Raw genomic sequence first — 14,231 nt, 5'->3', positions numbered from 1 at the left:
CACCGCTAGCGAAGAGAGGGTCATGAGCGAGTCGAAGCAGGGGTTCATCCGCGCGCGCAGCCCCGAGAACCGGGAGCTGCGCAGGCAGTCGATCCTGGACGCGGCCGAGCATCTGCTGGAGAAGTCGCAGGTCGCGGACATCACCCTGCGCGACATCGCCCGGCAGGCGGGGATCGCCACCTCGAACGTGCTGCGGTACTTCGAGAACCGCGAGGCGGTCTTCCTGGAGCTCCTCAACCGGGACTACGACGCCTGGCTGGACGCGCTCCCGGCCGAGCTGGCGCGCGCCGACGCGGACGGCACCGGGCCGGCAGCACGGGTGCGCGGCTTCGCCGAGGCCTACGCCGCCTCACTCGCCGCCCGGCCGGCGATGTGCGAGCTGGCGAGCGTGCTGGCCAGCGTGCTGGAACGCACGGTCTCGGTGGAGACGGTCCGCGCCTACAAGCGCCAGGCGCTGGCAAACAACGACCGGCTCGCGGGCATCATCCACGCCCGCCTCCCCGAACTGGACGAGGCGGCCGCGAAGGAACTGGCCTCGGCGACCATCGTGCTCATCGCCGGCCTGTGGCCGTTCGCCCACCCCGGACCCACCGTCGTCGCGGCCGTCGAGGACCCCGCGCTCCTCGCCGCGCATGTCGACTTCCCCGCCCGCTACGGCCGCATGATCGAACTGCTCGCCACCTCACTGCGAGCCCCCGCCACCCCCTGAGCAAGAGCCCATCCGCCAGGCCCGGTGGCCGGCAGGACCGCTCGCGTAGAATTTCAGGGTTTGCCCCTTCCCGCCCGCACCCCGTACGGAGCCCTTCCATGCACAGCCCGCACGACCCGTACGTCCGCGTCCGTGGTGCTCGTGAGCACAACCTCCAAGGGGTGGACGTGGATGTTCCGCGGGATGCGCTGGTGGTGTTCACGGGGGTGTCGGGGTCGGGGAAATCGTCGCTGGCGTTCGGGACGATCTACGCGGAGGCCCAGCGGCGGTACTTCGAGTCGGTGGCGCCCTACGCGCGGCGGTTGATCCACCAGGTGGGGGCGCCGAAGGTCGGGGAGATCTCCGGGCTGCCGCCGGCTGTGTCGCTGGAGCAGCGGCGGGCGGCGCCGACGTCGCGGTCCTCGGTGGGCACCGTCACCAACCTGTCGAACTCGCTGCGGATGCTGTTCTCCCGGGCCGGGGACTATCCGCCGGGGGCCGAGCGGCTGGACTCGGACGCGTTCTCGCCGAACACGGCCGCCGGGGCATGCCCCCAGTGCCACGGTCTCGGGCAGGTGCACCGCACGGAGGAGGCGCTGCTCGTACCCGACCCCTCACTGTCGATCCGTGAAGGCGCGATCGCCGCCTGGCCGGGTGCTTGGCAGGGCAAGAACCTGCGGGACATCCTCGACGCGCTGGGATACGACGTGGACCGGCCGTGGCGTGAACTGCCCGCCGGAGACCGGGAATGGATCCTGTTCACGGACGAGCAGCCGGTGGTGACCGTGCACCCGGTGCGGGACGCCGAGCGGATCCAACGGCCGTACCAGGGCACGTACATGAGTGCCCAGCGGTATGTGATGAAGACGTTCGCCGATTCGAAGAGTTCGACTTTGCGGGCCAAGGCCGAGCGTTTCCTCACTGCCGCCCCCTGCCCGGCCTGCGGCGGCAGCAGACTGCGGCCCGAGGCGCTGGCCGTGACCTTCGCGGGGCGCACCATCGCCGAGCTGGCCGCGCTGCCGCTGACCGAACTCGCGGAGCACCTGCGGGGCACCTCCGAGGCCGCGCGGGTACTCACCGCGGACCTGAAGTCCCGTATCGTGCCCGTCGTCGAACTGGGCCTGGGCTATCTCAGCCTCGACCGGGCGGCGCCCACGCTGTCGGCGGGCGAGCTGCAGCGGCTGCGGCTCGCCACGCAACTGCGGTCGGGGCTGTTCGGGGTGGTGTACGTGCTCGACGAGCCGTCGGCGGGGCTGCACCCGGCGGACACCGAGGCCCTGCTCACGGTCCTGCAACGGCTCAAGGCGGCCGGCAACTCGGTGTTCGTGGTGGAGCACCACCTCGACGTGGTGCGCGGTGCCGACTGGGTCGTCGACGTCGGTCCGCGGGCCGGGGAGCACGGCGGGCAGGTGCTGCACAGCGGGCCGGTCGCCGAGCTGGCGGGGGTCGCGGAGTCGGCGACGGGCCGGTTCCTGTTCGACGGCTCCCCCGGGCCGGTGCGGGAAGTGCGGCGTGCGCGCGGGCAGTTGACGGTGGGGCCGGTCACCCGGCACAACCTGCTCGCGGTGACGGCGGAGTTCCCGCTCGGTGCGTTCACCGCGGTCACCGGGGTGTCGGGGTCCGGGAAGTCCACGCTCATCGGTGAGATCACGGAGGAGCAGTCCGGTGTCGGGCGGCTGGTCCGCGTCGACCAGAAGCCGATCGGGCGCACTCCGCGCTCCAACCTGGCCACGTACACAGGGCTGTTCGACGTCGTACGGAAGGTGTTCGCGGACACCGACGAGGCGCGGACGCGCGGTTACGGGGTCGGGCGGTTCTCCTTCAACGTCGCGGGAGGCCGGTGCGAGACCTGCCAGGGCGAGGGATTCGTCAGCGTGGAGCTGCTGTTCCTGCCGAGTACGTACGCTCCGTGCCCGGACTGCGGCGGGGCCCGCTACAACCCCGAGACGCTTCAAGTGACGTACCGCGGGCGGAACATCGGCCAGGTGCTGGACCTCACGGTGGAGAGCGCGGCGGAGTTCTTCGCCGACACCCCGGCCGTGGCCCGCAGTCTCGGCACGCTCCTCGACGTCGGCCTCGGCTATCTGCGACTCGGTCAGCCCGCCACCGAACTGTCCGGCGGTGAGGCGCAGCGCATCAAGCTCGCGAGCGAGTTGCAGCGCGGCCGCCGCGGCCACACCCTCTACCTCCTCGACGAGCCGACGACCGGACTGCACCCGGCCGATGTCGAGGTGCTCATGCGGCAGTTGCACGGCCTGGTCGACGCCGGGCACACCGTGATCGTCGTCGAGCACGACATGTCCGTCGTGGCCGGCGCCGACTGGGTCGTCGACCTCGGCCCGGGCGGCGGCGACGCGGGCGGCCGGATCGTGGCGGCGGGACCGCCGGCTGAGGTCGCGCGGGCGGCGGGGAGCGCCACGGCTCCCTATCTGGCGCGGGCCGTACGGCGGGGCGTCACCTGTACGTCGAGCAAGCAGGTCGGCAAACTTTGCTGATCGACCGGACCGACGGTGTCCGCCCGACGGCCGCGTCCCTCCTCCAGCCCGGTGACCTCGTGCTGTTCAACGCCGACTCCGGGGACGACGGGGACCCGCCGACCGTCACGGTCGACCATGTGGAGATCTACCTCGGACGGGACGCGGTCGGCAAGCGGCGCTTCCTGTCCAGCCGCAAGACGGTCAACGGGCCCACCATGGCCGACCTGGCCGGCGCCTCACTGCTCGACGGCACGGGCCTCTACGCCGAGTCCCTGCACACCGTGCGCCGCGTCTGAGCCGGCGCATGGGGCCGGGGCGGCCCGGCGGTCGCCCCGGCGGGGGCGTGGCCGGTGGGGGCGTGACCCGTGGAAGCCTCACCCGCAGAGACGCGCCCGGCGAAAGCCTCACCCGCAGAAGCGTGACCCCCGGAAGGCTGCCCCGCGGAGGCGTGACCCGTGGAAACCTGACCCGCGGAGGCGCGCCCGGCGGAAACGTCACCCTCGGAAGCGTGACCCCTGGAGGGCTGCCCCACGGACGGTTGACCCACGGAAACTTGACCCACAGAAGCGTGACCCGCGGAAACGTCACCCACAGAAGCGTGAGCCCCGGAGAGCTGCCCCGCAGAGGCCCGCCCGGCGGAAACCTCACCCGCGGAGACACGACCGGCTGAAGCCGCACCCGCGAGAACGTCTCCCGCGGAAGCGTGCGCAGCGGGTGCGTGATCGCAGGTCCCGTTCGCGTGCGGGTCGGCGCCATGGTGGCAACCCTCGGGCAGGCCTTGCGCCGCCGCGCGGGCCAGCGTGCGGCGGTCCGGGTAGGTGCCTGGAGGAAGCACGGGGCGCACGTCGACCTCGGCGACCAGGCCGCGTGCTGTCGCCACCCGCCACAGGGATGCGAGCAGGGAGTCGTCGCCGACGAAGGCCGGGGCCGTGCTGGCCGCTCCCCCGGCGTGGCCCAGGTAGCGGATGCGGACCGGCTGGACGGGCACCCCGGCGTCGAGGGCGGCCTGGAAGACGGCTCGGTGGAAGGCGCCCTGGGCGCGACCGCACCAGGTGCTGCCCTCCGGGAAGGCGGCGACCGCGGCGCCGGCGCGCAGTTCCCCGGCGATGTGCGCCACCGTCGCGGGCAGGGCGCGCAGGCGGTCCCGTTCGATGAACAGGGCGCCGCCTCGCGCGGCGAGCGCACCGGCCACCGGCCACGCGCGGATCTCCGTCTTGGCGAGCATCCGGGCCGGACGGACGGCGGCCAGCAGCGGGATGTCCAGCCAGGAGATGTGGTTGGCGACCAGCAGGAGGCCGCCGGTGGGCGGGGCGGTGCCGGTGATCCGGACCCGCACCCCCGAGGCCCTGACGACCGCCCGGCACCAGCGCCGGACCCAGCCGGCGGGGATCCGCGCGCCGAGCGGCGACAGTACGACCCCGGCGAGCACGAGGATCGCGACCAGCGTCAGCCGCAGCACGGCGCGCGGTACGGCCGCCCCCGTGGACCCCGCGGACCCCGTCGTCTCCACGCACGCCCTCGGGGTGCAGGGCGCGCTGGGCAGCCAGAGGCTCATCAGGCCGGTACGAGGGAGAGGAAGTGCCGCAGGTAGCGCGGGCTGACCCGGCGCATCGACAGCAGGACGTAGAGGTCGGCGACCCCGAAGTCGGGGTCGTGCGCGGGCGCGCCGCAGACCTGGGCGCCGAGCCGCAGGTAGCCGCGCAGGAGGGCGGGCAGTTCGGTGCGGGGCGCGGCCGGGAGGTCGGTCCGCGGGATCCACGGCAGCAGCGGGTGCACCCGCTGCTCCTGCGGTGCCAGGTTCTTCTCGCGCACCCGCTCCCAGGTGGCGGAGGCGAGGGCGCCGCCGTCGGCGAGCGGTATCGAGCAGCAGCCCGCCAGCCACTCGTGGCCGCGGTCCACCATGTAGCGGGCCAGCCCGGCCCAGATCAGCCCGATCACCGCGCCGTCACGGTGGTCGGGGTGCACGCAGGAGCGTCCCACCTCCACCAGGCCGGGACGGATCGGGGCCAGCGCGGTGAGGTCGAACTCGCTCTCCGCGTACAGCCGTCCGGCGATCGCGGCCCGCTCCGGCGGCAGCAGCCGGTAGGTGCCGACGACCTGCCCGGTCGTCGTGTCGCGCACCAGCAGGTGGTCGCAGTAGGCGTCGAAGGGGTCGACGTCGTACCCCGGCTGCGGGGTGGACAGCAGGGCGCCCATCTCCCCGGCGAAGACGTCGTACCGCAGCCGCTGCGCGGCCCGCACGTCGGCCTCGTCACGGGCGAGGGCGACGGTGTAGCGGGTGGGCGGCGCGGGCTGCGGGGGGCTTTCGAGCGTGGAGACGCCGGTCATGTTCTCTCCTGGTCGTGGACCCGGTACGGAAGAGGGACGGCGGACCGGCGGTGCGGTCCGTCGTCCCTGTTCTTCCGATGCCGGTTGGCGTCCGTGTGACCTGTGCCGGGAGAACGGATGTGGGGATGTTGAACGGCGCGGGCGGCGCCGCGTCCGGCCGGCCCACCTGACACTCCCCTCGGCGTCGAGGACCCGTTCGAGGACCGGGCCGGCCGCCCGCGGCCGGGTCCTCGTGGAGAAAACCGAGGCGGGGCCGGGGATGAGCACCACTCCCGGCCCCGCCCGTCCGCCCCCTCGGCGAACGTTCTGTGATGGGCTACCGCTTGGACGCCTTGCGGGTCGCGCGCAGCCACTCCTTGTTCATGCTGGTGATCGACACGAGGGGGATGCCCTTGGGGCATGCGGCGGCGCACTCCCCGGTCAGGGTGCAGCCGCCGAAGCCCTCCTCGTCCATGCGGGCCACCATGTCCAGGACGCGGGTCTCGCGCTCGGGGGCGCCCTGCGGCAGCACGTTGAGGTGGTTGATCTTGGCGGAGGTGAACAGCATCGCCGCGCCATTCGGGCAGGCGGCGACGCAGGCGCCGCAGCCGATGCACTCGGCGTGCTCGAAGGCGAAGTCGGCGTCCGGCTTCGGTACGGGGGTGGCGTGGGCCTCGGGCGCGGAGCCGGTGGGGGCGGTGACGTAGCCGCCGGCCTGGATGATCCGGTCGAAGGCCGAGCGGTCCACGACCAGGTCCTTCACCACCGGGAAGGCGGCGGCGCGCCACGGTTCGATGTCGATCGTGTCGCCGTCCTCGAAGGACCGCATGTGCAGTTGGCAGGTGGTGGTGCGCTCGGGGCCGTGCGCGTCGCCGTTGATGACCAGGCTGCACGCGCCGCAGATGCCCTCGCGGCAGTCGTGGTCGAAGGCGACCGGGTCCTCGCCGGAGAGGATGAGCCGTTCGTTGAGGACGTCCAGCATCTCCAGGAAGGACATGTCGGGCGAGATGCCGTCCACCTCGTAGGTGGACATGGCGCCGTCGGCGTCGGCGTTCTTCTGCCGCCAGACGCGCAGGGTGAGCTTCATGCGTAGCTCCGCTGGGTGGGGTGGACGTACTCGAAGACCAGGTCTTCCTTGTGCAGGGTGGGGGCCTCGCCCGTGCCTGTGAACTCCCAGGCCGCCGCGTAGGTGAACTGCTCGTCCCTGCGGGCCGCTTCGCCGTCGGGGGTCTGGGACTCCTCGCGGAAGTGGCCGCCGCAGGACTCGGCGCGGTGCAGCGCGTCGAGGCACATGAGCTCGGCGAGCTCCAGGTAGTCGACGATGCGGTTGGCCTTCTCCAGGGACTGGTTGAACTCCTCGCCGGTGCCGGGCACCTTGATGCGCCGCCAGAACTCCTCGCGGATCTGCGGGATGCGGTCCAGTGCCTTGCGCAGGCCCGCCTCGGTGCGGGCCATGCCGCAGAACTCCCACATCAGTTCGCCGACTTCGCGGTGGAAGGAGTCGGGGGTGCGGTCGCCGTCGACGGACAGGAGCAGGTTGAGGCGGTCCTCGGTCTCGGCGACGGCCTCCTGGACGGCGGGGTGGTCCTCGGTGACGGCCTCCTGGTGCGGGTTGCGGGCCAGGTAGTCGTTGATCGTGGCCGGGAGGACGAAGTAGCCGTCGGCCAGGCCCTGCATCAGGGCGGAGGCGCCGAGGCGGTTGGCGCCGTGGTCGGAGAAGTTGGCCTCGCCGACCGCGAACAGGCCGGGGACGGTGGTCTGGAGGTCGTAGTCGACCCACAGGCCGCCCATCGTGTAGTGCACGGCGGGGTAGATCCGCATCGGCACCTCGTACGGGTTCTCCGCGGTGATCCGCTCGTACATGTCGAAGAGGTTGCCGTACTTCTCCTCGACCTTCTTCCGGCCCATCCGCCGGATCGCGTCGGCGAAGTCCAGGTAGACGCCCTGGCCACCGGGGCCGACGCCGCGGCCCTCGTCGCAGACGTTCTTCGCGGCGCGGGAGGCGATGTCACGCGGGACGAGGTTGCCGAAGGAGGGGTAGATGCGCTCCAGGTAGTAGTCGCGCTCGTCCTCGGGGATCTCGTTCGGCGGGCGGTTGTCGCCCTTGGCCTTCGGGACCCAGATGCGGCCGTCGTTGCGCAGCGACTCGCTCATCAGGGTGAGCTTGGACTGGTGGTCGCCGGTGCGCGGGATGCAGGTGGGGTGGATCTGGGTGAAGCAGGGGTTGGCGAAGTACGCGCCGCGCCGGTGTGCCCGCCAGATCGCGGTGGCGTTGGAGTTCATGGCGTTGGTCGACAGGTAGAAGACGTTGCCGTAGCCGCCGGAGGCGAGGACGACGGCGTCCGCGAAGTACGTGTCGGTCTTGCCGGTGATCAGGTCGCGGGCGACGATGCCGCGGGCCCGGCCGTCGACGACGATCAGGTCGAGCATCTCGGTGCGCGGGTGCATCTCGACGTTTCCGGCGGCGATCTGCCGGGACAGCGCCTGGTAGGCGCCGAGCAGGAGTTGCTGGCCCGTCTGGCCGCGGGCGTAGAAGGTGCGGGAGACCTGGACGCCGCCGAAGGAGCGGGTGTCGAGCAGGCCGCCGTACTCGCGGGCGAACGGCACGCCCTGGGCCACGCACTGGTCGATGATCTCCACCGAGATCTGCGCGAGGCGGTGCACGTTGGACTCGCGGGCGCGGAAGTCGCCGCCCTTGACGGTGTCGTAGAACAGGCGGTGGACGGAGTCGCCGTCGTTGCGGTAGTTCTTCGCCGCGTTGATGCCGCCCTGCGCGGCGATGGAGTGGGCGCGGCGCGGAGAGTCCTGGTAGCAGAACTGGACGACGTGGTAGCCCTGTTCGGCCAGGGTGGCGCCGGCCGAGCCGCCCGCGAGGCCGGTGCCGACCACGATGACCGTGTGCTTGCGCCGGTTGGCGGGGTTGACCAGCTTGGCCTCGAAGCGGCGCTTGTCCCAGCGTTCGTTGATCGGGCCGGACGGGGCCTTGGTGTCGGCGACCGGCGCACCGGTCGCGTAGTCGGCGTAGGAGGTCATGTCAGCTCACCACTCCGGTCATGACGCCCACCGGGACGGCGATGAAGCCGGCCGTGAGCAGCAGTGCGAGAACGTTGGCGGCGGTCTTCAGGGCACGGTCGCGGGTGCGGCTGCCGACGCCGAGGGTCTGGGCGGCGCTCCAGAAGCCGTGCCGGATGTGCAGGCCGAGCGCCAGCATGGCGACGATGTAGATGACGTTGCCGTACCAGGTGGAGAAGGTGTCCACGACGTTCTGGTACGGGTGGCCCGGCTGGAATCCACCGGAGTGCACGGTGCCGGTGGTCAGGTCGAGGATGTGCCAGACGATGAACAGGCCGAGGATGATCCCGCCCCAGCGCATGGTGCGGGTGGCGTAACTGGCCCGGGGCCTGGTGTGCACGTACTTGCTGGGCCGCGCCTTGATGTCGCGGCGGCTGAGCTGGTAGGCGGAGACGGCGTGGGCGACGACGGCGGCCACGAGCACCACACGGACCAGCCAGAGCGTCCACTCGTAGTGCATGAACGGCTCGCCGAGTGTGCGCAGCCAGTGGGCGTAGTGGTTGAACTCGGCCGCCCCGAAGTAGATCTTCAGGTTTCCGATCATGTGGACGACCAGGTACAGCAGCATGATCAGGCCGCTGACCGCCATCACGGTCTTCTTGCCGACGGTCGAGCCCCACACGGTGCGTGCCATGGACGGCCGTCGGTCCGTCCGCGTTGCCAGTGCCATGTCTCAGGACGCTAGGGCCGAAGGACCCCATCGGTCCAAGACATGGTCCGGCTCGTTTCGATAGGGATTGGCTATGCTGGTCTCGTGCAGTTCCAGCAGCTCCAGTACTTCGTGGCGGTCGCCGAGACCCGGCACTTCACCCGGGCGGCCGATCTGGTCCATGTCGCCCAGCCGTCGCTCTCGCAGCAGATCAAGGCGCTGGAGCGGGAGTTGGGCGCGGATCTGTTCCTGCGGGCGCGGGGCAACATCACGCTCACCGACGCCGGTGAGGCGCTGCTGCCGCTGGCACGGCGCATCCTCGCCGACGCCGACACGGCACGGCACGAGGTGCAGGAACTGGTGCAGCTGCGCCGGGGCCGGGTGCGACTCGGCGCCACCCCGAGCCTGTGCACCGGCCTGCTGCCGGACGTGCTGCGCGCCTTCCACGACCGCTACCCCGGCATCCGGCTGCTGGTCGAGGAGGGCGGTTCCCACGACCTGGTACGGGAGCTGGCCCGCGGCGCCCTGGACCTGGCGCTGGTCGTGCTCCCACTGCCCACCCCCTCCCCCGCCCTGACCACGGTGGAGCTGCTGCGCGAGGACCTGGCGGTGGTCTCCTCGCCGGAGGCGCCGGCGCCCGGTGGTCCGGGGCGGCGCTCGGTCGGCATCGCGGATCTCGAGGGTGAGCGTCTGGTGATGTTCCGGCACGGCTACGACCTGCGGGAGCTGACGGTCGCCGCGTGCCGCGCCGAGGGCTTCGAGCCGGACCTCGCCGTCGAGGGCGGGGAGATGGACGCGGTGCTGGGTTTCGTACGTGCGGGGCTCGGGGTGGCCGTCGTCCCGCGCATGGTCGCGACGCGCGCCGGCCACGGCCTGCGGGTCACCCCGCTCGCCCGGCCCGGACTGCACCGCACGATCGCGCTGGCCCACCGCAGCGACGTGGCTCCGCCGAGGGCCGCGAGGGAACTTCAGCGGATGCTGCTGGAACGGTGACCGTTGAGCGCACCCCGCGCTTCCAGACCCGCACTTGATTGCCCATCACCCTGACGGCACATCAGCTTGATTTAACGTCAATTACCGTGCGCCAGAGGCGGTTTCCGCGGCCAGGCGAGCGCGCAGGCCGTCGACCAGTGCCGCGAGGGCGACCTCGAAGGCGAGGTCCGCGGCGGGCCGTCCCCGCGCGGCCGAGGCCTCGTCCCGGGCGTGCACCGCGGCGGTGAACCTGGGCACCTGGGGCGAGTCCGGCCCCGGGTCGAGCATCGCGGCCGGTGCCACCAGGTCCAGCGCCGAACCCAGGATGAACGACTCCACGCCGACCATGACGGGGATGACCGAAGCGGTCGGCCACCCGCCGCGCTCCAGCCCGCCCACCACCGACTCGTACATCCGCAGGGTGCGGTGCGCACCGGACACCGGCATGGTGGCCAGCAGCGAGATGGTCTGCGGATGCGCCGCGAACGCCGCCCGGTAGAGCCGGGCCCAGCTCACCAGGGCCTCGTCCCAGGGCAGGGTGTCGAAGACCTTCGCGTCGATCGGGTCGGCCACGAGCTCGCGCACTCCGGCCAGGATGTCGCCCTTGCCCTTGACGTGGTTGTAGAGCGACGAGGGCCGGACCCGGAGCCGCCGGGCCAGCAGGGCGATGGAGAACCCCTCGGCGCCGACCTCGTCGATCAGGTCCAGCGCGCCGCGCACGATCACCTCGCGATCGAGTACGGGCGTGCTCGGCCGTCCCGACCTTCGTGTCCCGGCGCCCATCAGGTGTCCCCGCCCCTCTTCCCAAGCGTCGTCGCGTGAGTCTAACCTGCGTCCACTAAAACGAACGGCATTCGCTTTGGGAGTACGTATGCCCCTCACCGTCTTCCGCAACGGCACCGTGTGGACCGGTCTGCCCGTACCGTCCGGCGCCGGGCAGCCGCCGACCGCGCTGGCCGTGCGGGACGGCCGCGTCGAGGCCGTCGGCGCCGCGGCCGAGGCGCTCGCCGGCGCCGCCGACGAGCTGCTGGACCTCGGCGGAGGTCTGCTCATGCCCGCGTTCGGAGACGGTCACTGCCACCCCGACCAGGGCGGATTCGAAGCGCTCGGGCCGCGGATCAGACCCTGTACCAGCGTGGGCGAGCTGGTCGCGGAGGTCGGCCGGTACGCCGCCGAGCACCCGGAGGCGGACTGGATCCTCGGCGGGAGCTACGACTCCACGCTCGCCCCCGACGGCCTCTTCGACGCCCGCTGGCTGGACGCCGTCGTGCCCGACCGCCCGGTCGCCCTGCGGGCCTGGGACTACCACACGCTGTGGTGCAACACCGAGGCCATGCGCCGGGCCGGCCTCGACGGCTCCACCGAGGACAGCGAGCGCGGCCGGTTCGTACGCCGTCCCGACGGCAGCCTGATGGGCACCATGGTCGAGTGGGACGCGGTCGACGCGGTCCTCGGCGCCGCTCCCGCGCGCACCCTGGACGAACGCGTACGGGCCCTGACCCACGCCACCCGCACCTACGCCGCGGCGGGGGTCACCTGGATCCAGGACGCCTGGGTGGACCACGAGGCCGTCGACGCCTATCTGACGGCGGCCCGGCAAGGCGTCCTGGCCACGCGGGTGAACCTCGCCCTGCGCGCCGACCCGTCGCGGTGGCGCGAGCAGCTCGCCGAGTTCGCGGCCGACCGCGACCGGATCCGGGCGGAGGGGCTCGACCGGCTGACCGTGCAGACCGTCAAGTTCTTCGTCGACGGCATCATCGAGAACCGCACCGCGGCGCTGCTCGAACCGTACGCCGACGACCCCTGCACCCGGGGCATGCCGGTCTGGGCCGCCGCCGAGCTGCGCGAGGCCCTGGTGGAGATCGACCGGCTGGGACTCCAGCCGCATCTGCACGCGATCGGCGACGCCGGCATCCGCACCGCCCTTGACGCCCTCGCCCACCTCACCGAAGCGCGCGGCCCCCGGGACCGCCGTCCGGTGATCGCCCATGTGCAGATGGTCGACCCCGAGGACCTGCCCCGCTTCGCCGAACTGGGCGTGATCGCCAACATCGAGCCGCTGTGGCTTCAGCCCGACCCGGCGATGACCGACCTCACCATGCCCCGTCTGGGCGAGGTCCGGTCCCGGCAGCAGTACCCGCTGGGCTCGCTGCTGCGCAGCGGCGCCCGGGTCTCGTTCGGCAGCGACTGGCCGGTCACCGACCACCGGCCGCTGACCGGCCTTCCGGTCCCGGTGACCCGGCAGACGCCGGAGCGCCGCCCCGAGGGCGGCTGGCTGCCGCGGGAGCGGATCGACATCGAGACCTCGATGTCCTGCTACACGGCCGGCGTCGCCCACCAGGCGATGGCCGACGACCGGGGCGTCCTGGCCCAGGGACGGGTCGCCGACCTGGTCTGGCTCGACCGGGACCCCCGCGACTGCGACCCGCACGACGTGCCCGCCATCACCGTGCTCGGCACCTGGCTGGCCGGCGAGCGCACGCACGGCACCCAGGGGTGACCCCACGGCGGGGCGCCGCCGCACGCCCCGCCCCAGCCGCCGCCCTTGCCGGATCACCCGGCAATGCCTCATTCTTCTGCGGAAGGAACGCTTCATGACGGATACCGACATCCCCGCGGAAAAAGGACTCAAGCGAGTCCTCGGGCTGCCGGGGCTCACCCTCTTCGGACTCACGTATCTCGCCCCGGTGACCGTGTTCACCACCTACGGGGCGGTCACCGGCGTGACCAACGGCCATCTGCCGGCCGCCTATGTGATCGCCCTCGTGGTGATGCTCTTCACCGCCGTCAGCTACGGGCGGATGGTGCGGGCGTTCCCCACCGCGGGGTCGGCGTACACCTACACCCAGCAGTCCTTCGGCGGGCATGTCGGCTTCATGGTCGGCTGGACCCTGCTGCTGGACTACCTCTTCCTGCCGATGATCAACTTCCTGCTGATCGGCATCTATCTGCACAGCCAGTTCCCGTCGGTTCCCGCACGGGTGTTCGTGCTCGCCGCGCTGCTGCTCGCGCTGCTCGTCAACGTGCTCGGCGTGGGCTCCATCAGCCGGCTCAGCGTCCTGGTGGTGGGCCTGGCCGGGGTGCTCGTGGTGCTCTTCGTCGCCCTGTCGGTCCACCACACGCTCGGCCACGGCACTCCCAAGCCGTTCGCCTCGTTCCTGCCGGGCGGCTCCGGGACCTCGGCGGCGTTCTCCGGGGCCGCGATCCTCGCGCTGAGCTTCCTCGGGTTCGACGCGGTCTCCACCATGTCGGAGGAGGCCAAGGACCCGCGGCGCACCATCCCCCGCGCCATCGTGCTGACCACGGCCATCGGCGGCGTGCTGTTCATCGTGGTGTCCTGGATGGGCGCGCTGGTGCACCCGGGCTCCACGTTCAGCAATCCCGACAGCGCGGGCCTGGACATCATGCGGACGCTGGGCGGCTCGGCCTTCACCTCGTTCTTCGTGGCCGTCTACGTCGCGGGCTCCTTCGGCTCCGGGGTCACCACGCAGGCGAGCGTGTCCCGGATCCTGTACTCGATGGGACGCGACGGGGTGCTGCCCAAGCGGGTGTTCGGCTATCTCCACCCCCGCTTCCGCACACCCGTGATCGCGACCGGCCTGGTGTCCGCGGTCTCGCTGGTCGCCCTGTTCATCAGCCTCGACAACGCCGTGGTCATGATCAACTTCGGTGCCCTGATCGCCTTCTCGATGGTCAACCTGAGCGTGGTCAAGCACTATCTGATCGACCGGGGCCGCCGGAGCGGGCGCGACCTCCTCTCCTACGGGCTGCTGCCGATCGTCGGATTCGCCCTGACCGTCTGGCTGTGGACCAGCCTGGAGGGCATCACCTTCGAGGTGGGGCTCTGCTGGATGCTGGCCGGGTTCCTGTACCTGCTGTTCCTGACCCGCGCGTTCCGGCGGAAGCCTCCGGTGATGAGCTTCAGCGAGGAACGGGCGGAGGCGGAGGCCGCTCCCCACGACGAGCCGGGAGTGGGCGCGGCGGCGGTGCCGCGCGTCTGAGAGCGACGGCCGAGGGGCCTGCCGACGGTGTGTCGGCAGGCCCCTCGGCCGTTCTCGGATCCGCG

At 71.9% G+C, this 14,231-nt stretch carries 11 protein-coding genes and 3 pseudogenes; 6 read left to right on the top strand and 8 right to left on the bottom strand.

What is annotated here, in order from left to right:
• Positions 1 to 22: 22 nt before the first annotated feature.
• The 3 genes from ACIQFZ_RS08515 (at position 23) to ACIQFZ_RS08505 (ending at position 3,461) form a co-directional block, all read left to right on the top strand.
• On the top strand, positions 23 to 709 hold the full coding sequence (locus ACIQFZ_RS08515) for a TetR family transcriptional regulator (protein ID WP_402690874.1): 687 nt from the start codon (positions 23 to 25) through the stop codon (positions 707 to 709).
• A gap of 98 nt (positions 710 to 807) precedes the next feature.
• Positions 808 to 3,183 carry an excinuclease ABC subunit UvrA gene (locus ACIQFZ_RS08510; RefSeq protein ID WP_365774649.1) on the top strand — a complete coding sequence of 792 codons (2,376 nt, stop codon included), beginning with the start codon at positions 808 to 810 and terminating at the stop codon, positions 3,181 to 3,183.
• A complete protein-coding gene (locus tag ACIQFZ_RS08505; protein ID WP_365774651.1) occupies positions 3,177 to 3,461 on the top strand; it encodes a hypothetical protein in 285 nt (94 codons plus the stop codon). The genes ACIQFZ_RS08510 and ACIQFZ_RS08505 overlap by 7 nt, the downstream gene beginning before the upstream one ends.
• A 108-nt stretch (positions 3,462 to 3,569) precedes the next feature.
• On the opposite strand, the pseudogene ACIQFZ_RS08500 reads toward ACIQFZ_RS08505, so the two are convergent.
• From ACIQFZ_RS08500 to ACIQFZ_RS08470, 7 genes and pseudogenes are all read right to left on the bottom strand, one after another.
• Positions 3,570 to 3,626: pseudogene (locus ACIQFZ_RS08500) on the bottom strand (hypothetical protein); the annotation flags it as partial.
• Between the two features lie 33 nt (positions 3,627 to 3,659).
• Positions 3,660 to 3,707: pseudogene (locus ACIQFZ_RS08495) on the bottom strand (hypothetical protein); the annotation flags it as partial.
• Positions 3,708 to 3,949: 242 nt separating this feature from the next.
• Positions 3,950 to 4,720 (bottom strand): annotated as a pseudogene (locus tag ACIQFZ_RS08490) (lysophospholipid acyltransferase family protein); the annotation flags it as partial.
• Complete coding sequence (locus tag ACIQFZ_RS08485; RefSeq protein ID WP_365424257.1) at positions 4,720 to 5,493, bottom strand: GNAT family N-acyltransferase; 774 nt, start codon at positions 5,491 to 5,493, stop codon at positions 4,720 to 4,722. The pseudogene ACIQFZ_RS08490 and the gene ACIQFZ_RS08485, both read right to left, overlap by 1 nt.
• A 316-nt stretch (positions 5,494 to 5,809) precedes the next feature.
• Positions 5,810 to 6,559, bottom strand: a complete 750-nt coding sequence (locus ACIQFZ_RS08480) for a succinate dehydrogenase/fumarate reductase iron-sulfur subunit (protein WP_402690873.1) — start codon at positions 6,557 to 6,559, stop codon at positions 5,810 to 5,812.
• Entirely contained in the window at positions 6,556 to 8,505 is a 1,950-nt protein-coding gene (locus tag ACIQFZ_RS08475) for a fumarate reductase/succinate dehydrogenase flavoprotein subunit (RefSeq protein WP_365774655.1), read from the bottom strand. The genes ACIQFZ_RS08480 and ACIQFZ_RS08475 overlap by 4 nt, the downstream gene beginning before the upstream one ends.
• A 1-nt stretch (position 8,506) precedes the next feature.
• Positions 8,507 to 9,178: a succinate dehydrogenase gene (locus ACIQFZ_RS08470; protein WP_376403409.1), complete on the bottom strand. Its 672-nt coding sequence runs from the start codon at positions 9,176 to 9,178 to the stop codon at positions 8,507 to 8,509.
• 120 nt (positions 9,179 to 9,298) lie between these two features.
• On the opposite strand from ACIQFZ_RS08470, the gene ACIQFZ_RS08465 reads away from it, so the two are divergent.
• Positions 9,299 to 10,186 carry a LysR substrate-binding domain-containing protein gene (locus ACIQFZ_RS08465; protein ID WP_365431337.1) on the top strand — a complete coding sequence of 296 codons (888 nt, stop codon included), beginning with the start codon at positions 9,299 to 9,301 and terminating at the stop codon, positions 10,184 to 10,186.
• 81 nt (positions 10,187 to 10,267) lie between these two features.
• Here the strand turns inward: ACIQFZ_RS08465 and ACIQFZ_RS08460 are convergent, their stop codons facing one another.
• Entirely contained in the window at positions 10,268 to 10,891 is a 624-nt protein-coding gene (locus tag ACIQFZ_RS08460) for a TetR/AcrR family transcriptional regulator (RefSeq protein ID WP_383058027.1), read from the bottom strand.
• Between the two features lie 145 nt (positions 10,892 to 11,036).
• On the opposite strand from ACIQFZ_RS08460, the gene ACIQFZ_RS08455 reads away from it, so the two are divergent.
• A complete protein-coding gene (locus ACIQFZ_RS08455) occupies positions 11,037 to 12,665 on the top strand; it encodes an amidohydrolase (RefSeq protein ID WP_383058029.1) in 1,629 nt (542 codons plus the stop codon).
• 94 nt (positions 12,666 to 12,759) lie between these two features.
• The gene (locus ACIQFZ_RS08450; RefSeq protein WP_365431328.1) at positions 12,760 to 14,166 is read left to right on the top strand and encodes an APC family permease; all 1,407 of its coding nucleotides are present in this window, start codon (positions 12,760 to 12,762) and stop codon (positions 14,164 to 14,166) included.
• Positions 14,167 to 14,231: the final 65 nt, after the last annotated feature.

The organism is Streptomyces sp. NPDC093064, assembly GCF_044754605.1.
Taxonomy (GTDB): domain Bacteria; phylum Actinomycetota; class Actinomycetes; order Streptomycetales; family Streptomycetaceae; genus Streptomyces.
Note: the sequence above shows the minus strand (reverse complement) of the source record. Positions and strands in the feature narration are given on the sequence as shown.

Bases quoted from the DNA above. Each gene is read 5' to 3' on its own strand.
- ACIQFZ_RS08480 (WP_402690873.1), bottom strand. From the start codon at position 6,559: ATGAAGCTCACCCTGCGCGTCTGGCGGCAGAAGAACGCCGACGCCGAC.
- ACIQFZ_RS08450 (WP_365431328.1), top strand. From the start codon at position 12,760: ATGACGGATACCGACATCCCCGCGGAAAAAGGACTCAAGCGAGTCCTC.
- ACIQFZ_RS08515 (WP_402690874.1), top strand. From the start codon at position 23: ATGAGCGAGTCGAAGCAGGGGTTCATCCGCGCGCGCAGCCCCGAGAAC.
- ACIQFZ_RS08475 (WP_365774655.1), bottom strand. From the start codon at position 8,505: ATGACCTCCTACGCCGACTACGCGACCGGTGCGCCGGTCGCCGACACC.
- ACIQFZ_RS08470 (WP_376403409.1), bottom strand. From the start codon at position 9,178: ATGGCACGCACCGTGTGGGGCTCGACCGTCGGCAAGAAGACCGTGATG.
- ACIQFZ_RS08455 (WP_383058029.1), top strand. From the start codon at position 11,037: ATGCCCCTCACCGTCTTCCGCAACGGCACCGTGTGGACCGGTCTGCCC.
- ACIQFZ_RS08485 (WP_365424257.1), bottom strand. From the start codon at position 5,493: ATGACCGGCGTCTCCACGCTCGAAAGCCCCCCGCAGCCCGCGCCGCCC.
- ACIQFZ_RS08510 (WP_365774649.1), top strand. From the start codon at position 808: ATGCACAGCCCGCACGACCCGTACGTCCGCGTCCGTGGTGCTCGTGAG.